This window comes from Streptomyces sp. NPDC101490 (genome assembly GCF_044767145.1).
Classification (GTDB): Bacteria; Actinomycetota; Actinomycetes; order Streptomycetales; family Streptomycetaceae; genus Streptomyces.
This window is the reverse complement of sequence record NZ_JBIWNI010000023.1, coordinates 50581-69672: the sequence shown is the minus strand read 5'-3', so window position 1 is coordinate 69672 and position 19092 is coordinate 50581. Positions and strand designations below refer to the sequence as shown.

Below are 19092 nucleotides of genomic sequence, written 5' to 3'. Positions count from 1 at the left end.
TGCCACAGACGTCCGGGCCTCGCGGAATGGGCCGGTGGACGCGGCGCGCCCGGCCTGCCCGGAGAGCCGCCCGCCCGCCTTCCCGCCGCGGCCCCGAGCCGAGCGAGGGAGAGCCCCCACGTGACCATCGCGCCCGCCCATCCGGTGACCGCCGAGGCTTCCGCGATCGAGAGCGACGCCCCCGGGACCGTACTGCTGCGGACCCTGACCGCCCTCACCGCCGACCTCCCCGACACCGACCCCGGCAAGGTCGCCGCCGCCGCGCTCCGCGGCCGCAGCGCCGCCGCGGACGAGGCGGAGCTGCGCGAGCTGGCCACCGAGGCGGCCGCCGGGCTGATCGCCGAGGACCCCGCGTACTCCCGGCTCGCCGCCCGGCTCCTGACGATCACCATCGCCGACGAGGCCGCCTCCCAGGGCTCCGTGGCCTTCTCCTCGTCCGTGGCCGTCGGCCACCGCGAGGGCCTGATCGCCGACCGCACCGCCGACCTCGTCGCCGCCCACGCCGACCGGCTCGACGCGACGATCGACCCGGCGGGCGACGACCGCTTCGGCTACTTCGGTCTGCGCACCCTCTACTCGCGCTACCTGCTGCGCCACCCGATCACCCGCAAGGTGATCGAGACCCCCCAGCACTTCATGCTGCGCGTGGCCTGCGGTCTCGCCGAGGACGAGAGCGCCCGCGCCCTCGACGAGGTCGCGGCCCTCTACGGTCTGATGAGCCGCCTCGACTACCTGCCGTCCTCCCCGACGCTCTTCAACTCCGGCACCCGCCACCCGCAGATGTCCTCCTGCTACCTGCTCGACTCCCCGCAGGACGAGCTGGACTCCATCTACGACCGCTACCACCAGGTCGCGCGGCTCTCCAAGCACGCCGGCGGCATCGGGCTCTCGTACTCCCGCATCCGCGCCCGGGGCTCGCTGATCCGCGGCACCAACGGACACTCCAACGGCATCGTGCCGTTCCTGAAGACCCTCGACGCCTCCGTCGCCGCCGTGAACCAGGGCGGTCGCCGCAAGGGCGCCGCAGCCGTCTACCTGGAGACCTGGCACGCCGACATCGAGGAGTTCCTGGAGCTCCGCGACAACACCGGCGAGGACCAGCGCCGCACCCACAACCTGAACCTGGCGCACTGGATCCCGGACGAGTTCATGCGCCGGGTCAACGCGGACGCCGAGTGGTCGCTGTTCTCCCCGGCGGACGTCCCCGAGCTGGTCGACCTGTGGGGCGAGGAGTTCGACGCCGCCTACCGCAAGGCCGAGGCGGCCGGGCTGGCCCGCAAGACCATGCCCGCCCGTGACCTGTACGGCCGGATGATGCGGACCCTGGCGCAGACCGGCAACGGCTGGATGACCTTCAAGGACGCCTCGAACCGGACGGCCAACCAGACCGCCCTGCCCGGTCACACCGTCCACTCCTCCAACCTCTGCACGGAGATCCTGGAGGTCACCGACGACGGCGAGACCGCCGTCTGCAACCTCGGCTCGGTCAACCTCGGCTCGTTCGTCGTCGACGGCGGCATCGACTGGGAGCGGCTGGACGCCACCGTCCGCACGGCCGTCACCTTCCTCGACCGGGTCGTCGACATCAACTTCTACCCGACCGAGCAGGCGGGCCGCTCCAACGCCCGCTGGCGGCCGGTGGGCCTGGGCGCGATGGGCCTCCAGGACGTCTTCTTCCAGCTGAAGCTGCCGTTCGACTCCCCCGAGGCCCGCGCGCTCTCCACCCGGATCGCCGAGCGGATCATGCTCGCCGCGTACGAGGCGTCCGCCGACCTCGCCGAGCGCAACGGTCCGGTCCCCGCCTGGGAGGCCACCCGTACCGCCCGGGGCGTGCTGCACCCGGACCACTACGACGTGGAGCTGAACTGGCCGGAGCGCTGGACGGCGCTGCGCGCGCGGATCGCCGTCACCGGGATGCGCAACAGCCTCCTCCTCGCCATCGCGCCGACCGCGACCATCGCGTCGATCGCCGGTGTCTACGAGTGCATCGAGCCGCAGGTCTCCAACCTGTTCAAGCGCGAGACGCTGTCCGGCGAGTTCCTCCAGGTCAACTCCTACCTGGTCGACGAGCTGAAGCGGCTCGGCGTGTGGGACGCGCCGACCCGTGAGGCGCTGCGCGACGCCAACGGCTCCGTCGCGGGCTTCAGCTGGGTCCCGGCCGAGGTGCGCGAGCTGTACCGCACCGCCTGGGAGATCCCGCAGCGCGGCCTGATCGACATGGCCGCCGCCCGGACCCCGTTCCTGGACCAGTCGCAGTCGCTGAACCTGTTCCTGGAGACGCCCACCATCGGCAAGCTGTCGTCGATGTACGCGTACGCCTGGAAGCAGGGCCTGAAGACGACGTACTACCTGCGCTCCCGCCCGGCCACCCGGATCGCCCGCGCCGCCCAGGCGTCGGCCGCCGCCCCGGCCACCATCCCCGTCCAGCAGGCCGCCGACCCCGACGCGGTCGCCTGCTCCCTGGAAAACCCCGAGTCCTGCGAGGCCTGCCAGTAATGAGCACCGACGAACAGAAGAACCTCCTCGACCCGGGCTTCGAGCTGACCCTCCGCCCGATGCGCTACCCGGACTTCTACGAGCGCTACCGGGACGCGATCAAGAACACCTGGACGGTCGAGGAGGTCGACCTCCACTCGGACGTCGCCGACCTCGCCAAGCTCACCCCGGGCGAGCAGCACATGATCGGCCGGCTCGTCGCGTTCTTCGCGACCGGCGACTCGATCGTGTCGAACAACCTGGTCCTGACGCTGTACAAGCACATCAACTCCCCCGAGGCGCGGCTCTACCTCTCGCGCCAGCTCTTCGAGGAGGCCGTGCACGTCCAGTTCTACCTGACCCTCCTGGACACGTACCTGCCCGACCCGGCGGACCGCGCGGCGGCCTTCGACGCGGTCGAGGAGATCCCCTCCATCCGCGAGAAGGCGCAGTTCTGCTTCAAGTGGATGGACTCGGTCGAGAAGATCGACCAGCTGGAGACGGCCTCCGACCGCCGCCGCTTCCTGCTGAACCTGATCTGCTTCGCCGCGTGCATCGAGGGCCTGTTCTTCTACGGCGCCTTCGCGTACGTGTACTGGTTCCGGTCCCGCGGCCTGCTGCACGGCCTGGCCACCGGCACCAACTGGGTGTTCCGTGACGAGACGATGCACATGAACTTCGCCTTCGAGGTCGTGGACACCGTCCGCAAGGAGGAGCCGGAGCTCTTCGACGACGCCCTCCAGCAGCAGGTCACGGACATGCTGAAGGAGGCCGTCGAGGCGGAGCTGCAGTTCGGCCGCGACCTGTGCGGCGAGGGCCTGCCCGGCATGAACACCGAGTCGATGCGCGAGTACCTCCAGTGCGTCGCCGACCAGCGCCTCCAGCGCCTGGGCTTCCCCCCGGTCTACGGCTCCGAGAACCCGTTCGCCTTCATGGAACTCCAGGGCGTCCAGGAACTCACCAACTTCTTCGAACGCCGCCCGTCCGCCTACCAGGTGGCGGTCGAGGGCTCGGTGGACCTGGACGAGGACTTCTAGTCCCGGACCCCACGGAAAGGGCCCCGCACTCCGAGGAGTGCGGGGCCCTTCGCGTACGCGCGTGTCACTCCGGTGTGAACACGTACTGCACTTCGTAGAGGTGCCCGGCCTTGACCATGACCGTGGCCTCGATGGGGCGTTCGTCGTCGCTGTGGACGACACGGAGCGTGCGAAGTACGGGGAGGTCGCTCGGCAGCTTCAAGGCCCGGTACTGGTCCTGGGTCGGGACGCGCGCCGACACCCGGTCGACACTGAGCCGGGGCGGGAAGCCCAGGGCGGCGAGGAGTGTCGGGGTACCGCCCTTGATCTTGCGGTTCTCCATGAGCGGAGTGGAGCGGGCGATGTCCAAAGGGTAGTAGGACATGACGAGTTCGGCGGGCTCGTCGTCGATCGAGAGTACTTGGCGGCGCAGAAGCGCCGTTTCGCCGCCCTCCAGGCCCAAGAGGTCGGCGACGTCGGCGGGCGGCCTGGCCTCGGTGACCTCCAGCAGTGTGCTGTGTGGCCTCGCACCGAGGCGCGCGGCTTCGGTGAGCCATCGGTACGGTTCCCCGGCAGCGGCCGGAGCCATGAAGGCGGCGGGGCGTACGGTCCGCTGACGGTGCTCTCGGACAGTGACCGCGGCACCTGCCCGCCCGACGACCAGCCGTTCACCCTTGAGGAGTTGCAAGGCCTTCTGCACAGTGGCGCTGGACGCGTCGAACCGGGCCTTGAGGTGCACGGTGGAGGGCAGTTTGTCGCCGGGGGCGAGATCGCCGCTCATGATCTCGTCGCGCAGGTCGGCGGCGATCCGCTCGTGCAGCGACCGCCGGTCTTCGTTGTCGGGCACGCTCATCCGATCGTGGTCTCGTAGCGGAGTCGCTGTCGGTGCGCGGGCATCGTCATCATGTCGACCTGGACGGGCCGGTCCCGGCTGTCGTACGTCACCCTCGCGAGGTTGATGACCGGCTCGTCACGTCCCATCCGCAGTGCTTCCCGCTCGTCGGTGTCCGGCATTCGTGCGGTCACGTCCTCACACACGCGCACGCCGATGTGCCCGAGTTCGGCGAGCAGTGCGACGGCACCTCCACGGATCTTGCGCGTCTCGGCGAGCCCAGTGCCCCGCGCGATGTCCGCAGGGTAGTAGGTGTCGGTCAACTCGCACGGTTCACCGTCAAGTTCGATGACCCTGCGCCGCACGACGACCGGTGCCCCGTCGGCCACGCCGAGCAGCGCGGCGACGGCCTCCGAGGCCGGCACCTCACCAGCGTGGACGATGCGCTGGCTCCCCACGCCGCCTCGGGCGGCAGCCTCGGCGGCCCACGCGTCCGACCGGCCCGCACCGCCCTGCGGCGTCAGGTACGGCATGGAGGTACTGACCCAGGTCCTCGTACTCATGACGTCCTCCCGTGCGACTACCTGTTCGACCTTACTGCTTTACACGTTAAGCGATGCACTCCAGAAGCCCACACAGAGCATTCTTGCCGCTTTTCGCGAATAGCGATAAGATCCTCGTGATCGTACAGCCCAGGATCAAGGCGGTGGTCACCATGGCTCTGTCATGGCAACGGCGTTTCCCTCGCGCACGCAGCTCCGTTCCGGCGGCGAGAGCCTTCGCGCTTGAGGCTCTGGCGCAGTGGGAAGTCACGGATCGTCGGGAGGAGATCCGACTCTGTGTCTCCGAACTCGCCACGAATGCTCTGACTCACGGGGTCCCGGCCGGACGTGAGTTCTCCCTGAGACTGGTGAGGGATGAGCTGACGGTCCGCATCGAAGTACGCGACAGCGGTGGAGGGCATCCGCGGGTCGTGTGGGCGGGAACGGACGACGACGGCGGTCGGGGGCTTCGTCTGGTGACGGCCCTGGCCGATGACTTCGGTGTGGACGAGCACGTCGTCGGCAAGACCGTCTGGAGCAGCTTCAAGGTCGCTTCGGCACTCGATGCGCGTCCCGGCGAGAGCCCAGGGCTCTCCGAGGTGCCGGAACTTCCCGATGCCGAGGCCGACCTCACGAGCCGGAAGGAGTTCCAGGGCAACGTCGTCCAGGCACAGCACTGACGGCACGGTCCCTCCGGATACGGGAAGGGCCCCGCACTCCGAGGAGTGCGGGGCCCTTCCACGTACCGGAAGAAGGTCAGGCGTTCGGGACCGTCTCGTAGCGCGGGGTGCCCTCTTCCATCTGGCGGAGGGCGTCCTTGCGGTCGCGCTTGGAGAGGCGGTCGATGTACAGGTAGCCGTACAGGTGGTCCGTCTCGTGCTGGAGACAGCGGGCGAAGTAGCCGGTGCCCCTGACCTTGATCGGGTTGCCCTGGGCGTCCTGGCCGTGGACCTCCGCGTGGTCCGGGCGGGCCAGTTCCGCGTAGGCCGTCGGGACCGAGAGGCAGCCCTCGTTGGACTCGTCCAGGACCCGCAGCTCCGCCGGGAGTTCCTGGAGGACCGGGTTGATGACGACGCCGGTGTGCCGGGCGCCCTCGTCGTCGGGGCAGTCGTAGACGAAGACCTTGAGGTCCACGCCGATCTGGTTCGCGGCCAGGCCCACGCCCTCGGCGGCCTTCTGGCTGGCGAACATGTCGTCGATCAGCGCGGCGAGCGAGTCGTCGAACTCGGTGACGTCCTTGCACTCCTTGTGCAGCACCGGGTTCCCGACCACCGTGATCGGGCGGGCCGTGCCGCGCTCGCGGTGGGCGAGCTCACGCGCCTCGCAGTCCTCCGTGTCCACGACATAGCCGTCGTTGATCAGCGTCTGCTCGTCCGTCTCCTGCTGCGCCATGTCCGGCCGCGCCCTTCTGAAAACCCGATTCCGTCGGAGGACAGCCTACGGGCCCGGCGGCGGACGCTCAGCAGACCTCTTCGAGATCCCGCCATTCACGGCTGTCGGGACTGTCAGCGGCCCAGCCGTCCAGGAGTCCCCGCACCAGGCCCGGCGGGGCCGCGATGCCGCACTCGCGCTCCGGCACCCACAGCTCGCCCGGCGAGCGGTGGCCCAGCGGCCCGGGGTGCCCCGGTTCGCTGTGGTCGTGCGGGTCGGAGTGCTCGCCCTCGCCCTCGGCGCTCGGCATCGTCGACTCCGAGCAGGCGCGGCAGAGCAGCCGTACCGAGGACGACCAGTCCTCGGCGGCGAAGCCCGCCTCCGCCGCCAGCAGCTCCAGGGCGTCCCGGTCGGCCTCGGTGGCCGCCTCCAGGAGCACCACCCAGGTGGGGACGGGCGACGGCGCCCACAGCTCGATCTCGTCGAAGACCGGGTAGGAGGGCCCGGCGGCGGTGCTCCGCTCGCCGTGCGGCACCCCGTCGTGCAGGACGACCTCGCCCCAGCGGCGCCCGGACGACGGCAGCGGGATGGACAGGACCTCGATCCGGGCCGGGTCGAGCCTGCGGCCCCACACGACCTCCGCCTCGCCCTCCGGCGAGAGCCGGACGGCGGCGCTGCCCAGCTCCATCCCGGCGGGCTCGCCGGTGCCCGCGGCGGAGCCCGGCACCTTCAGCCCGTACGCCTGCCAGGCGCGGCGGGCCAGCGGCCAGTCCTGGAGCGCGGTGGCCGCGATCCCCACGTTCCACCAGTCCGGGGCGCCGGTCTCCTTGTCGAGGAGGGCGACCGCGCGGAGCCCGGCGGCCCGCGCCTGCTCCCAGTCGTGCCGGAACTTGTGCAGCAGCGCCAGGTTGAACCAGGACTCGGAGAGCCAGGGCTCCAGATCCGCCGCGCGGGTCAGCAGCGCTCCCGCGTCCTCGTACCGGCCGTCGCCGATCAGCGTGAACGCGCGGTCGGTGGCCTGCCGCCACGAGGCGGAGGGCCGATGCCGTACCTTCCCGAAGATCTTCACGATTCCCGCCTGCCGGTCGCTTCACCCTCTTGTTCGCATCCAACCATGCCCGGTCGGACGCGCGCTCATTACCCATGGGTTACCCAGGGACGGCCGAGGTCACCCCAGCCGCTCCGCCCCGGGCCAGGACCCTGGCCAGGCATTCGACGACCTCCGGGTGGTAGTCACGGGCGGTGCCGAGCCTGAGCCGCTCCAGGGCGTCGAGGGCGGCGGTCGCGGGCCCGTCGCCCGCGAGGTCGTCGTAGGCGTTCACCGCGCGCACGATCCGGGCGGGCAGCGGCTGCTCGCGGTACGGGTCGGCCTGCCGTTCCACCACGACGGCGACGGCCCCGGGGACCCCGGTCCTGCGGACGACCTCACCGCCGAGGAGGGCGATCCTGCGCTGCTCCTCGGCGGGCAGGAGCGCGGTGGCCCCGCCCGCGACCGGGTCGACCAGGGAGAGCTGTCCGATGTCGTGCATGAGGGCGGCGTGCTCCAGGACGGTCAGCTCGGCGCCGGAGAGCCCCAGCTCGCGTCCGACGGCCGCGCTGAGGGCGGCGACCCGGTGGGCGTGGCCGGGCGGGGTGCAGCCGGCGATCTCGGTGGCGCGGGCCAGGGAGGCGATGGTCTGCCGGTTGACCGTGCGGACCGCCGCGTACCGCTGGAAGGAGACCTGGGTGAGCAGTGGCGGTACGGCGAGCACGGGCAGCGCCCAGAGTCCGGCGGCGGCCACGCCGAGCGCCATGACGGCGCCGGTGGCGCAGACGGCGGAGCCGATGCCGAGGAGGGCGCGCAGTTCGTCGCGGAGGAGGGGCCCGTAAGGGAATCCCGTACGGGCCCGGAGCAGGAGCGCGGCGAGCACGGCGTCGCACAGGGCGGTGAGGACGAGCAGCAGGAGGAGGAAGAGGGCGTACCGGGGGCCCTGGCCGAGGTGGGTGACGGCGGTCCCCGTGTTGTAGAGGGGCTGGAAGCAGAGGGCGGCGAAGCCGACGGTGAGGACGCGGCGGGCGAGGTGGTCGGGGCGGGGGTCCCGGCCCAGGGCGATGTGGGGGACGATCCCGGCGAGGCCCGCGGCGGTGACGACGGCGACGATCTGGAGGACGTCGTGGGTGGTCTCGGTCCCGGCGCTCGCACCGAGCAGGGCGTAGGCGAGGGCGCCCGCGGCGGCCAGCGGCGCGGGTTCCCGTTCCTCGGGCTCGTCGGGCGGGGTGGGGGCGGCGCCCCAGCGGACGAGTTCACCGAGGGTGACGAGGGCGCCGAAGGCGAGGGCGTTGTGGGGTTCGTCGACGCCGTACCAGAGGGTGGAGGCGAGTGCGGCGAGGCCGAGGAGGAGTGCGGCGCCGTGGACGGCGCCGAGGGTGACGGCGCCGGGGCGCGGGCGGGGCGGGCGTCTCACGCGCGCTCCTTGGGGCGGGGGGTGGCGGGGTCGCGCGGGGGTGGCACGTTCCCCTCGGGGGCGGTCTCGTCGGAGGTGACGGCGGGCCGCCAGCCGTAGCGGTCGAGGGCGCGGACGAGGGCGGCGACCATCCGGGGGTCGAACTGGGTCCCGGCGCAGCGTTCGAGTTCGGCGACGGCGGTGGGTACGGGCCGGGCGCGGCTGTAGGAGCGGGTGGAGGTCATGGCGTCGAAGGAGTCCGCGACGGCGACGACCCGGGCGTACTCGGGGATCTCCTCGCCGCGCAGCCCGTAGGGGTAGCCGTTGCCGTCCATGCGTTCGTGGTGGTGGAGGATCGCGGCGCGCGCCTCGCCGAGGAAGCCGATGCCCCGGACCATCTCGTGGCCGTACTCGGGGTGGAGTTCGATGATCCGGCGTTCCTCGGGGGTGAGCGGGCCGTCCTTGCGGAGCACCCGGGTGGGCACGCCGAGCTTGCCGACGTCGTGGAGGATGCCCGCGAAGCGGACGGTGTCGAGGCGGTCCTCGGACATGCCGAGTTCGCGGGCGATGAGGAAGGAGGCGTGGCCGACGCGTTCGCTGTGGCCCCGGGTGTAGCGGTCCTTGATGTCGACGGCCTGGACGAGGGCGCGGATGGTGGCCTGGTGGGCGGCGCGCTCGCGGTGGTACTGGGTGAAGACCCAGCAGGAGATGTACATGGGCAGCAGGACGAAGAGCGCGGCGACGGGCCCGTACGAGCTGCGCCAGAGGACGGCCATCATGAGTCCGGCGAGGCCGTGGACGGTGTGGGGGGCCAGGGCCCGGCCGAGGAGTCCGCGCCAGGCGGCGCGGGCGGTGAGGCCGTCGGCGGTGGCGCGGATGCCGCCGTCGAGGGCGGTGAGGACCAGGCAGAAGCTGAGCGAGGCGGCGGTCGCGGGCAGCAGCGCATAGGGCAGGTCGGGGGCCCTGTATTCCCCTCCGAGGGCGTTTCCGCAGCTCAGAGTGGTGGCGGTGTGGGCGGCGGCGTAGACGGCGAGGCTGGTGGCGGCGGCCCGCCAGACGCGGCGGGGGGTGGCGGGGGGTTCGTCGACGCGGGCGAGGAGGCTCCCGGGCAGGGCGGTGAGCGCGGCGGCGGAGGGCGGCAGGAGGAGCGCGGCGGCGAGGAGGACGGGGAAGAAGGAGCCGGTGCCCAGGGGGAGCGGGCCGCCGAGGCCGCGGCCGAGGACCCGGCAGCGGGCGGGGAGTTCGCAGAGCGCGTACAGGGCGGCGAGGAGCGCGACCGTGCCCCACGGGGTGGTGGCGCCGGGGCGGAGTGCGGGCAGGACGCAGGCCCCGGTACCGAGCAGGGCGCAGCCGATGTACACGCGGGCCGCTCGTGGAATGGCCTTCACGCCGATCATCCCCGTCACGGTAGCGACCGGGGCGGCCCGTGGCGGGCCTGTGGCGAGGAGTTCGCACCATCGGGTGATACAAGCCGATGTACGGACGAGGCCGCCGTGATCGTGTCACGGCGGCCCTCGGTCGGTGCGGGTGCGCGGGGTCCTACTCCTGGGTGGCCGGGGTCGTGGGGACGATCGGCGCGATCTCCTGCTCGGGGACGAGGTGTCCGGAGCGGATGAGGTCGATCCGGCCCATCACCTTGGCCCGCAGGTCGGTGGGGACGTCGTCGCTGCCGCAGCAGCGCTTGACGAGCTTCTTCACCGCCTGTTCGAGGCCGTACTTCTCCAGGCAGGGGGAGCACTCCTCGAAGTGCACCTCGAACTTGGTGCAGTCACTGTCGGGCATCTCGTGGTCGAGGAACTCGTAGAGATGGTCGAGGACTTCCGAGCAATCCGTCTCGTGCGGATCTCCGCAGCTCATGAGCCCGAGCCTTTCAGATCGTGCGACGACTCCCCGGCGCCCGCGGGGACGAGCCCGCGGTCGCGGGCGTAGTCCTCCAGCATTCCGCGCAACTGGCGGCGGCCCCGGTGCAGTCGGGACATCACCGTACCGATGGGAGTCCCCATGATGTCCGCGATCTCCTTGTACGCAAAGCCCTCGACGTCCGCGAGATAGACGGCGATGCGGAACTCCTCGGGAATCGCCTGGAGGGCGGACTTCACGTCGGAGTCGGGAAGGTGGTCGAGCGCCTGGGACTCGGCGGAGCGCAGTCCGGTCGACATGTGCGACTCGGCGCGGGCGAGCTGCCAGTCCTCGATCTCCTCGGCGGCGCTGCGCTGGGGCTCGCGCTGCTTCTTGCGGTACGAGTTGATGAAGGTGTTGGTGAGGATGCGGTAGAGCCACGCCTTGAGGTTGGTTCCCTCGCGGAACTGGTGGAAGGAGCCGTACGCCTTGGCGTAGGTCTCCTGCACGAGGTCCTCGGCGTCCGCCGGGTTGCGCGTCATCCGCAGTGCGGCGGAGTACATCTGGTCCAGGTAGCCGAGGGCGTCCCGCTCGAAGCGCGCGTTGCGCTCCGCGGTCGTCTCCTCGGGGCCTTCCTCGGTCCCTGTGTCGGTACCGGTGACCGGACCCACCTCCTCCAGCGCGGCGGCGAGTCCGAGGGCGGACCCGCTCGTTTCGGAGGATAGACGAGGAACCGCTCCGCCCGCCGCCCGAATCGGGCCGCTCTTGGGCGAGGTCAGCACTGTCCAGTCGAGGTCAGCGGCCTTCGCACGCTCCGGGCAGATGGTCGAACCCATGCGACGGACTCCCTCTTGTCTTCGTTCTCACACCGACGCCCCGAACAACAGCGCCCCCCCGTCCGGCATTCCCCGGGCCTCAGCGGGCCGCGGAGAGCCACTCGGTGATTCCGGTCACGAGCAGCCCCATGGCCTCCTCCTGGCCGAGGGGGGCCTTCTTGGGCAGGGCGAAGCCGTGGTCGCCGTACGGGATCTCCAGGAGGCGGTGGGGGCCGTCCGGGAACTCGGCGGGGCGTCCGAAGGGGTCGTTGCCGCCCTGGACGACGAGCGTCGGCAGGCCGGTGCCGAGGAGTTCACCGGCGCGGGACCGTTCGGGTCGGCCCGGCGGGTGGAGCGGGAAACTCAGCGCGAGGACGGCGCGGGCGCCGAGCTCGCGGCCGGTGCGGCAGGCGACCCGGGCTCCGGCGCTCCGGCCGCCCGCGACCACGGGGAGGCCGGGCCGGGCGAGGGCGGGCCAGAGGCCGCGCCAGCCGGTGTCGAGGGTCTTCGGGGCGGGGGCGACCTTCTTGCCCGCGACCCGCCAGGGCTGTTCGACGAGGGCGACGGTCACGCCCCCGCCGGGCAGTGCCGCCGCGAGGGCCGCCAGGTCACGGGCCCCGATCCCGCCGCCCGCGCCGTGGCCGAGGGCGAGGACCGTCCAGGGGTCGGCCCCCTCGTACCAGGTGACGCGGGCGTCCCCGGCGTCGGTGGGAACCGTCTCGGTCCGTGTCATGCCCCGCGGGGCGTCTTCGGTGCTCACGGGCCCATCCTGCCGCGCGGGCGGGCGGGGACGGCGGTGCGCGGCGACGACTCCGCGGGCGGCTCCGGAACCCTGGGCCGTACGGGCCCGGGGGCGGACCGGGGACGGGCACGGGATGGGCACGGGGCCGGGGCCCCGGACCGCCTGCGGTACGGGCCGGGGCCGCCGCTGTACGGGCCGGGGCCGCCGCGCCCTCGGCCGCGTACCGGACCGTCTGCCGTACGTGCCCGGCTGCCGAGCCTCCCGCCGTGCGGTACGGGCCCGGGGCCCCTGGACCACGCCCTACGGACCGGCCGCTCAGAACAGCGTGGCCTCCTCCGGGCCCTCCAGTTCCGTCAGAAGTTCGGGTCCGTTGTTACGGACGTTGCTGACGGCGGTGGACACCGGGTAGGCCCGCATCAGGCCCCCCGGCGGCGGGGACAGCAGTCCGCGCAGCTCCTCCGGGTGGGTGCGCGCCGGGTCGAGCCAGGCGTCCCACCGGTCCTCGGTGAGCATCAGCGGCATCCGGGGGTGGATCTCGGCGAGCGAGTGCGGGCCCTCGGCGGGGGCGACCCCCAGCGGGCCGGTCTCCGCCTCCGTGGTGATCACCGAGCAGGTCGCCCACCACGCGGCGGGGTGCCCGGCGGGGAGCGTCGGGTCGCGCCAGAACTCGTATATCCCCGCCATCGCGAAGACCGAGCCGTCCGAGGGGGTCACGAAGTACGGCTGCTTCCGGGCTCGCTTCCGCCTCCCCTCGACCTCCAGGTCCCGCTCGTCCGCCCCGGTCACCCATTCGTAGTAGCCGTCGGCGGGCAGGATGCAGCGGCGGGCGGCGAAGGCCCGCTTGAAGGACGGCTTCTCCCCGACGGTCTCCGCGCGCGCGTTGATCATCCGGGCCGCGCCCTCCGGGGACTTCGCCCAGGACGGCACCAGGCCCCACTTCAGTACCCGCAGCTGGCGAACCGGACGCGGCTCTCCCGCGTCTTTCAGAGGACGTTCCAGAACGGCCCAGACCTCCTTGGTGGGGGCCACGTTCCAGTCGGGGGCCAGGGTCTCCTCCGGCTCCCTCCCCGGAGTCCCCGAAGTCCCCCGAGTCCCCGAAGTCCCCCGAGTCCCCGGTGCCGTCCGCGCCGGGGGGACGCCCGGCTCTATGCCGAACAGGTCGACGAGGTCCTCGGGCCGCCGACTGGCCGCATACCTTCCGCACATACGTGCCACACTGCCACGATCCACGACCCCAGAGGAGCGGCCCGCACCATGGACCCCTTCCGTATCCAGGCCGCCCCGGCCGAATGGCTGGTGATCGCCACCGGTGCCGCCGCCCTCGCCGTCACCGTGATCCGCGGCCTCTGGCTGCCCGCGCGCAACGCGATCACCATCGCCCACGAGGGCGGCCACGGGCTCGTCGCCCTGGCCACCGGCCGCCGCCTCGAAGCGATCCGGCTGCACTCGGACACCAGCGGACTGACCGTGACCCGGGGCCGTCCGACCGGACTCGGCGTGGTCCTCACCCTGGCCGCGGGCTATCCGGCGGCACCCCTGCTGGGACTCGGCGGCGCCGCCCTGATCGGCACCCACCGGGTGACGCTGCTGCTGTGGAGCGCGACGGCGCTGCTGCTGGCCCTCCTGGTGATGGTCCGCAACGCGTACGGCGTGCTCACCGTCCTCCTCACCGGCGGCGCCTTCCTCCTCGTCTCCTGGCTCGGCTCCCCCGACGTCCGGTCGGCGTTCGCCTGCGCGGTGGTGTGGTTCCTGCTGATCGGCGGTGTCCGCCCGGCCTTCGAGCTCCAGGCGAAACGGCGGCACGGCGGCGCGCCCGACTCGGACGCGGACCAGCTCGCGCGGCTCACCCAGGTGCCCGCCGGGGTGTGGCTCCTCTTCTTCCACGTGGTCGCGATCTCCGCCCTGATCGGCGGCGGGCGCTGGCTCCTGGGTCTCTGACACCCCCGTACAGTGAGCCCATGACCGCAGTGACCCCCGCGCACACCGACCCGCCCACCGACCTCTGGCCCGCCCCGTACGCGCGCGGCGCCGTCGACGCGACCGTCACCGTGCCCGGCTCCAAGTCGGTCACCAACCGCGCGCTGGTCCTCGCCGCGCTGGCCGCCGAGCCCGGCTGGCTGCGCCGCCCGCTGCGCTCCCGCGACACCCTGCTGATGGCCGAGGCGCTGCGCACCCTCGGCGTCGGCATCGAGGAGGGCGTGGGCCCGGACGGCACCGGCGAGGCCTGGCGGATCGTGCCCGGCCCGCTGCGCGGCCCGGCCTCCGTCGACGTCGGCAACGCCGGTACGGTGATGCGCTTCCTGCCGCCGGTCGCGGCGCTCGCCGACGGCCCGGTCCGCTTCGACGGCGACCCCCGCTCCCACGAGCGCCCGCTGCACGGGGTGATCGACGCGCTGCGCGTGCTCGGCGCCCGCGTCGACGACGGGGGCCGGGGCGCCCTGCCGCTGACGGTGCACGGCTCCGGCGGTCTGGACGGCGGTACGGTCGAGATCGACGCCTCGTCGTCCTCCCAGTTCGTGAGCGCCCTGCTGCTCTCCGCCCCCCGCTTCAACCAGGGCGTCGAGGTGCGGCACGTGGGCACCCGGCTGCCGTCGATGCCGCACATCCGGATGACGGTGGACATGCTCCGCGCGGTCGGCGCGATGGTCGACGAGCCGGAGCACGGCGGCGAGCCGGACGTGTGGCGGGTGACGCCGTCCGCGCTGCGCGGCCGGGACCTGGTCGTCGAGCCGGACCTGTCGAACGCGCAGCCGTTCCTGGCGGCGGCCCTGATCACCGGCGGCCGGGTGACGGTCCCGGACTGGCCCGCGCGGACCACCCAGCCCGGCGACGCGCTGCGGGAGATCTTCACCGCGATGGGCGGCTCCTGCGAGCTGACCGAGGCGGGCCTCACGTTCACCGGCACGGGCCGGATCCACGGCATCGACGTGGACCTGGGCGAGGTCGGCGAGCTGACGCCCGGCATCGCGGCGGTCGCGGCCCTCGCGGACTCCCCCTCGGTCCTGCGGGGCGTGGCCCATCTGCGGCTGCACGAGACGGACCGGCTCGCGGCGCTCACCAAGGAGATCAACGAGCTGGGCGGCGACGTGACCGAGACCGAGGACGGTCTCCACATCCGCCCGCGCCCGCTGCACGGCGGTGTCTTCCGCACCTACCACGACCACCGCATGGCGACGGCGGGCGCGGTCATCGGGCTCGCGGTCGAGGGCGTGGAGATCGAGGACGTGGCGACGACGGCGAAGACCTTGCCGGACTTCCCGGGGATGTGGACCGAAATGCTCGGGGTCTGAACCATGCGGCGCTACAACAAGAACACCGACGAGGACGACATCCGCCAGCGGCCCAACCGCAAGGGCACCCGGCCCCGGACGACGATCCGCCCCAAGCACGAGGACGCCGTCGAGGGCATGGTCCTCACCGTCGACCGGGGGCGGCTGACCTGCCTCGTGGACGACCGGCCGATCACCGCGATGAAGGCCCGCGAGCTGGGCCGCAAGGCCGCCGTCGTCGGCGACCGGGTCTCGCTGGTCGGCGATCTCTCCGGCGAGAAGGACACCCTCGCCCGGATCGTGCGGATCGGCGAGCGCAGCTCGGTGCTGCGCCGCACGGCCGACGACGACGACCCGTACGAGCGGGTGGTCGTCGCCAACGCCGACCAGCTGGCGATCGTCACCGCGCTCGCCGACCCCGAGCCGCGCCCCCGGCTGATCGACCGCTGTCTGGTCGCCGCGTACGACGGTGGTCTCAGCCCGCTGCTGGTCCTCACCAAGTCGGACCTGGCGGCGCCGGACGCGCTCCTGGACATGTACGGGGCGCTGGGCGTGCCGTACGTGGTGACCACCCGTGACGAGTTCGTGGACGGGGTCGCGGCCAAGCGGGTCCACGAGCACCTCAAGGGCCGGACGACGGCCTTCGTGGGGCACTCGGGCGTCGGCAAGACGACGCTGGTCAACGCGCTGGTGCCACCGGACCGGCGGCGGACCACGGGTGTGGTCAACGCGGTCACGGGCCGGGGCCGCCACACGACCACCTCCGCGCTCGCGCTGCCGCTGGACGACGAGGAGGGCGGCTGGGTCATCGACACCCCGGGCGTGCGTTCCTTCGGGCTCCACCACGTCGACCCGTCCCGGGTGATCCTCGCCTTCCCCGACCTCGTACCGGGCACGGAGAACTGTCCGCGCGCGTGCAGCCACGACGAACCGGACTGCGCCCTCGACGCGTGGGTGGCGGAGGGGCATGCCGATCCGGCGCGGCTCGTGTCGCTGCGGCGGCTGCTCTCGACGCGGGAGCGACGCGAGGGCGACTGACCCCTCCACGTTTACGTGCTGCCGCGATCGGTAAGTGCATAATCGCACCAAGTGCGACGAAGCAGTCACCGACGGCGTGGGAGGCACTGACGATGGCGTGGCTGCTTGTGGTGGTGGCGGGGATCCTGGAAACCGGGTTCGCGGTCTGTCTGAAGCTCTCGCACGGATTCACCCGGCTGTGGCCGACGGTCGCCTTCGCGGCCTTCGCGCTCGGCAGCTTCGGGCTGCTGACCGTGGCGCTGCGCAAGCTCGACGTGGGTCCGGCGTACGCGGTGTGGACCGGGATCGGGGCGGCCGGGACGGCGATCTACGGCATGGTGTTCCTCGGCGACCTGGTCTCCACGCTCAAGATCGTCTCGATCACGCTGGTCATCCTCGGGGTGATCGGGCTCCAGTTGTCCGGTTCCACCCACTGACCGTCCGCGCCGGGCGGTTCGGGTGCGACGACATGGCTGAGCGCGAGCCGGACGGCCAGTTCGCAGCCCGCCGCCCACTCCTCGCCCGCGCAGGCGACGGCCGCCGCCACCAGTTCGCCGGGGGCGGGCGGGCCCTCGTCGGCCCGCCGCTGGGCGGGGGCGGCCGCCGGACGGGCCCCCGGTCTCGCCGGGCGGGGCGCGGGGAGCCGCTCGCTCCAGGCGCCGGTGAGCAGGGCCCGCAGGACCGGGCGTGCGGCGGCCCGGGTCACGATCCACTCGGCGAGGTCCACCAGGTTCCGCTCCGGCGGCGCGGGGGCGGTGAGGAGCCGCCGGACGCCCACGAGGTAGGCGTCGGCCTCCCGTCGGACGAGCGCGCGGGCGAGGCCCTCCTTGCTGCCGAACTCGTTGTAGAGGGTCTGCCGGGAGACCCGGGCGGCGGCGGCCAGATCGGCCATCCGCACGGTGGACCAGGGCCGGTGCGCGAGAGCGGCAAGCGCCGCGTCGAGCAGGGCCTCGCGGGCAGTCGGCATGCTCGCCTCCCGGACCGAACGTTCCCGTACGTCTCCGTACGCGGCTCCGCGCCCCAGCGTCGGCAGCCGGGCGGGCGCTGTCAAGGGGTCGTGGGGCGGCCGTGGACGGTTCGCCGGGCGCCGGGCGCACGGCGATAGAGTGCCGGACATGGCCGACTACCACGATGACCTGCGTCTCGCCCACGTCCTCGCCGATGCCGCCGACGCGGTCACCATGGACCGCTTCCAGGCGCTCGACCTGCGGGTGGAGACGAAGCCGGACATGACCCCGGTGAGCGAGGCCGACAAGGCGGCCGAGGAGCTGATCCGGGGGCAGCTGCAGCGGGCCAGGCCGCGCGACGCGATCCTGGGCGAGGAGTACGGCGTGGAGGGCACGGGCCCGCGCCGCTGGGTGATCGACCCGATCGACGGAACGAAGAACTATGTGCGCGGGGTGCCGGTCTGGGCGACCCTGATCGCGCTGATGGAGGCCGGGGAGACCGGGTTCCAGCCGGTGGTGGGCCTGGTGTCGGCCCCTGCCCTGGGCCGCCGCTGGTGGGCGGCGAAGGGCCTCGGCGCGTACACCGGGCGGAGTCTGGCGTCGGCGAGCCGGATCGGGGTGTCGAAGGTCGAGTCCCTGGCGGACGCCTCCTTCGCGTACTCCTCGCTGAGCGGCTGGGAGGAGCAGGGCCGCCTCGACGGTTTCCTCGACCTCACGCGCGCCTGCTGGCGGACCCGGGCCTACGGCGACTTCTGGCCGTACATGATGGTCGCGGAGGGCTCGGTGGACATCTGCGCGGAGCCGGAGCTGTCGCTGTGGGACATGGCGGCGGTGGCGGTCGTGGTGCAGGAGGCGGGCGGCACGTACACCGGCCTCGACGGCCGGCACGGCCCCCACAGCGGCAACGCGGTGGCCTCGAACGGCCTGCTCCACGGCGAACTGCTGAGCTACTTGAACCAGGAGCCCGCGGCGGACTGAGGCCGGGCGTACGGCGCTCCACCGAGCCGGATCCGCTGGGCGGGCCGACATCCCGCCCCGCGAAGGGCGGCGCGGGGAGCGGCGCGGCGGCGCGCGAGTCGGTGCACGGCGGGCGGGCGCGGGGCCGGGGCACGGGGCCGGGGCACGGGTCTCCCCCGTACCGCCCGCACCGTCCTGCGCCCAGGGCCTCCGCAGACGCGGACCGGCCCGCGCTCAGGTCCCCGCAGGCGCGCGCCGAGTCGTTCCGCGCGCCCGGCGCGCACGGCGCCACGGGCACCCCCGGTGGTGCCGCACGTGCCCCCTTGTCGGCTTTCTCCCCCGGTGCGACTCTGGGAGTCCCCCCGCTTGTGAACTTGTGCGGTTCCCGTCGGGCGCCTCGGGCGCCGGGCCTCTCCTCGCGGGCCGCACCAAGGAGGTGGCTCCGCCCATGCTCGTCCGTGACGCCATGAGCACCGTGGTCCTGACCATCGGCCCCGCCCACACCCTCCGGCAGGCCGCCCGGCTGATGGCGGCGCGACGCGTCGGCGCCGCCGTCGTCCTCGACGCCGACGAGGGCGGCCTCGGCATCCTCACCGAGCGCGACATCCTCCGCTCCCTGGCCCTGGACCAGGACCCCGACCGGGAGACCGCGGGCTCCCACACCACCCACGAGGTGGTCTTCGCCGCGCCCTGCTGGACGCTGGCGGAGGCGGCCGAGGCGATGACCCACGGCGGCTTCCGCCACCTCGTCGTCCTCGACGACCGGGGACCCGTCGGCATGGTCTCCGTGCGCGACATCATCCGCTGCTGGGCCCCGGTGCACAGCGTGGCGGGCTGAGCCGCGCGC

At 72.9% G+C, this 19092-nt stretch carries 20 protein-coding genes; 9 read left to right on the top strand and 11 right to left on the bottom strand.

The features are described from left to right. The first annotated feature begins 120 nt into the window (after window positions 1–120). The gene (locus ACIRQY_RS29750) at window positions 121–2496 is read left to right on the top strand and encodes a ribonucleoside-diphosphate reductase subunit alpha (protein WP_403930859.1); all 2376 of its coding nucleotides are present in this window, start codon (window positions 121–123) and stop codon (window positions 2494–2496) included. Then, the gene (locus ACIRQY_RS29745; RefSeq protein WP_403930857.1) at window positions 2496–3512 is read left to right on the top strand and encodes a ribonucleotide-diphosphate reductase subunit beta; all 1017 of its coding nucleotides are present in this window, start codon (window positions 2496–2498) and stop codon (window positions 3510–3512) included. Before ACIRQY_RS29750 ends, ACIRQY_RS29745 begins: the two co-directional genes overlap by 1 nt. Before the next feature lie 64 nt (window positions 3513–3576). Here ACIRQY_RS29745 and ACIRQY_RS29740 read toward each other — a convergent pair whose 3' ends face one another. Both ACIRQY_RS29740 and ACIRQY_RS29735 read right to left on the bottom strand, forming a co-directional pair. Next, a complete protein-coding gene (locus ACIRQY_RS29740; RefSeq protein ID WP_403930855.1) occupies window positions 3577–4344 on the bottom strand; it encodes a GntR family transcriptional regulator in 768 nt (255 codons plus the stop codon). Beyond that, window positions 4341–4886, bottom strand: coding sequence for a GntR family transcriptional regulator (locus ACIRQY_RS29735; RefSeq protein ID WP_403930853.1), 546 nt, complete (start codon window positions 4884–4886; stop codon window positions 4341–4343). The genes ACIRQY_RS29740 and ACIRQY_RS29735 overlap by 4 nt, the downstream gene beginning before the upstream one ends. A gap of 116 nt (window positions 4887–5002) precedes the next feature. Between ACIRQY_RS29735 and ACIRQY_RS29730 the strand changes: the two genes are divergently transcribed. Continuing rightward, entirely contained in the window at window positions 5003–5545 is a 543-nt protein-coding gene (locus ACIRQY_RS29730) for an ATP-binding protein (protein ID WP_403930852.1), read from the top strand. A 76-nt stretch (window positions 5546–5621) separates the two neighbouring features. On the opposite strand, the gene def is transcribed toward ACIRQY_RS29730, so the two are convergent. From def to ACIRQY_RS29690, 8 genes are all read right to left on the bottom strand, one after another. Continuing rightward, window positions 5622–6257, bottom strand: a complete 636-nt coding sequence (gene def, locus ACIRQY_RS29725) for a peptide deformylase (RefSeq protein WP_351781718.1) — start codon at window positions 6255–6257, stop codon at window positions 5622–5624. A gap of 67 nt (window positions 6258–6324) precedes the next feature. After that, a complete protein-coding gene (locus tag ACIRQY_RS29720) occupies window positions 6325–7305 on the bottom strand; it encodes a hypothetical protein (protein WP_351781716.1) in 981 nt (326 codons plus the stop codon). Between the two features lie 79 nt (window positions 7306–7384). Continuing rightward, a complete protein-coding gene (locus ACIRQY_RS29715) occupies window positions 7385–8680 on the bottom strand; it encodes an HD-GYP domain-containing protein (protein WP_403930850.1) in 1296 nt (431 codons plus the stop codon). Beyond that, on the bottom strand, window positions 8677–10047 hold the full coding sequence (locus ACIRQY_RS29710; protein ID WP_403930926.1) for an HD-GYP domain-containing protein: 1371 nt from the start codon (window positions 10045–10047) through the stop codon (window positions 8677–8679). Before ACIRQY_RS29710 ends, ACIRQY_RS29715 begins: the two co-directional genes overlap by 4 nt. A 151-nt stretch (window positions 10048–10198) precedes the next feature. Beyond that, window positions 10199–10516, bottom strand: coding sequence for a mycothiol system anti-sigma-R factor (rsrA, locus tag ACIRQY_RS29705; RefSeq protein WP_351781714.1), 318 nt, complete (start codon window positions 10514–10516; stop codon window positions 10199–10201). Next, window positions 10513–11169 (bottom strand): sigma-70 family RNA polymerase sigma factor, encoded by a 657-nt coding sequence (locus ACIRQY_RS29700; RefSeq protein ID WP_351782287.1) that lies wholly within the window; start codon window positions 11167–11169, stop codon window positions 10513–10515. The genes rsrA and ACIRQY_RS29700 overlap by 4 nt, the downstream gene beginning before the upstream one ends. A gap of 244 nt (window positions 11170–11413) precedes the next feature. After that, a complete protein-coding gene (locus tag ACIRQY_RS29695) occupies window positions 11414–12046 on the bottom strand; it encodes an alpha/beta family hydrolase (protein WP_403930924.1) in 633 nt (210 codons plus the stop codon). 324 nt (window positions 12047–12370) lie between these two features. Next, a complete protein-coding gene (locus ACIRQY_RS29690; RefSeq protein WP_403930848.1) occupies window positions 12371–13261 on the bottom strand; it encodes an SOS response-associated peptidase in 891 nt (296 codons plus the stop codon). 48 nt (window positions 13262–13309) lie between these two features. Here ACIRQY_RS29690 and ACIRQY_RS29685 point away from each other — a divergent pair, with 48 nt between their 5' ends. The 4 genes from ACIRQY_RS29685 to ACIRQY_RS29670 all read left to right on the top strand — a co-directional run bounded on the left by ACIRQY_RS29685 (window position 13310) and on the right by ACIRQY_RS29670 (window position 16778). Continuing rightward, entirely contained in the window at window positions 13310–13993 is a 684-nt protein-coding gene (locus ACIRQY_RS29685; RefSeq protein WP_351781711.1) for a M50 family metallopeptidase, read from the top strand. Window positions 13994–14013: 20 nt separating this feature from the next. Beyond that, the gene (gene aroA / locus ACIRQY_RS29680; RefSeq protein ID WP_403930846.1) at window positions 14014–15345 is read left to right on the top strand and encodes a 3-phosphoshikimate 1-carboxyvinyltransferase; all 1332 of its coding nucleotides are present in this window, start codon (window positions 14014–14016) and stop codon (window positions 15343–15345) included. A gap of 3 nt (window positions 15346–15348) precedes the next feature. Continuing rightward, window positions 15349–16362: a ribosome small subunit-dependent GTPase A gene (gene rsgA, locus ACIRQY_RS29675; RefSeq protein WP_351781708.1), complete on the top strand. Its 1014-nt coding sequence runs from the start codon at window positions 15349–15351 to the stop codon at window positions 16360–16362. Between the two features lie 92 nt (window positions 16363–16454). Continuing rightward, on the top strand, window positions 16455–16778 hold the full coding sequence (locus tag ACIRQY_RS29670) for a multidrug efflux SMR transporter (RefSeq protein WP_351781706.1): 324 nt from the start codon (window positions 16455–16457) through the stop codon (window positions 16776–16778). On the opposite strand, the gene ACIRQY_RS29665 is transcribed toward ACIRQY_RS29670, so the two are convergent. After that, the gene (locus ACIRQY_RS29665; protein ID WP_403930843.1) at window positions 16670–17308 is read right to left on the bottom strand and encodes a TetR/AcrR family transcriptional regulator; all 639 of its coding nucleotides are present in this window, start codon (window positions 17306–17308) and stop codon (window positions 16670–16672) included. The genes ACIRQY_RS29670 and ACIRQY_RS29665 overlap by 109 nt on opposite strands. Before the next feature lie 148 nt (window positions 17309–17456). Here ACIRQY_RS29665 and hisN point away from each other — a divergent pair, with 148 nt between their 5' ends. Continuing rightward, on the top strand, window positions 17457–18266 hold the full coding sequence (hisN, locus tag ACIRQY_RS29660; protein WP_351781702.1) for a histidinol-phosphatase: 810 nt from the start codon (window positions 17457–17459) through the stop codon (window positions 18264–18266). 427 nt (window positions 18267–18693) lie between these two features. After that, a complete protein-coding gene (locus ACIRQY_RS29655; protein ID WP_351781700.1) occupies window positions 18694–19083 on the top strand; it encodes a CBS domain-containing protein in 390 nt (129 codons plus the stop codon). The last annotated feature ends 9 nt before the right edge of the window (window positions 19084–19092 follow it).

Bases quoted from the DNA above. Each gene is read 5' to 3' on its own strand.
- ACIRQY_RS29655 (WP_351781700.1), top strand. From the start codon at position 18,694: ATGCTCGTCCGTGACGCCATGAGCACCGTGGTCCTGACCATCGGCCCC.
- aroA (WP_403930846.1), top strand. From the start codon at position 14,014: ATGACCGCAGTGACCCCCGCGCACACCGACCCGCCCACCGACCTCTGG.
- rsrA (WP_351781714.1), bottom strand. From the start codon at position 10,516: ATGAGCTGCGGAGATCCGCACGAGACGGATTGCTCGGAAGTCCTCGAC.
- ACIRQY_RS29695 (WP_403930924.1), bottom strand. From the start codon at position 12,046: ATGACACGGACCGAGACGGTTCCCACCGACGCCGGGGACGCCCGCGTC.
- rsgA (WP_351781708.1), top strand. From the start codon at position 15,349: ATGCGGCGCTACAACAAGAACACCGACGAGGACGACATCCGCCAGCGG.
- hisN (WP_351781702.1), top strand. From the start codon at position 17,457: ATGGCCGACTACCACGATGACCTGCGTCTCGCCCACGTCCTCGCCGAT.
- ACIRQY_RS29685 (WP_351781711.1), top strand. From the start codon at position 13,310: ATGGACCCCTTCCGTATCCAGGCCGCCCCGGCCGAATGGCTGGTGATC.
- ACIRQY_RS29740 (WP_403930855.1), bottom strand. From the start codon at position 4,344: ATGAGCGTGCCCGACAACGAAGACCGGCGGTCGCTGCACGAGCGGATC.
- ACIRQY_RS29745 (WP_403930857.1), top strand. From the start codon at position 2,496: ATGAGCACCGACGAACAGAAGAACCTCCTCGACCCGGGCTTCGAGCTG.
- ACIRQY_RS29690 (WP_403930848.1), bottom strand. From the start codon at position 13,261: ATGTGCGGAAGGTATGCGGCCAGTCGGCGGCCCGAGGACCTCGTCGAC.
- ACIRQY_RS29665 (WP_403930843.1), bottom strand. From the start codon at position 17,308: ATGCCGACTGCCCGCGAGGCCCTGCTCGACGCGGCGCTTGCCGCTCTC.
- ACIRQY_RS29735 (WP_403930853.1), bottom strand. From the start codon at position 4,886: ATGAGTACGAGGACCTGGGTCAGTACCTCCATGCCGTACCTGACGCCG.
- ACIRQY_RS29670 (WP_351781706.1), top strand. From the start codon at position 16,455: ATGGCGTGGCTGCTTGTGGTGGTGGCGGGGATCCTGGAAACCGGGTTC.
- def (WP_351781718.1), bottom strand. From the start codon at position 6,257: ATGGCGCAGCAGGAGACGGACGAGCAGACGCTGATCAACGACGGCTAT.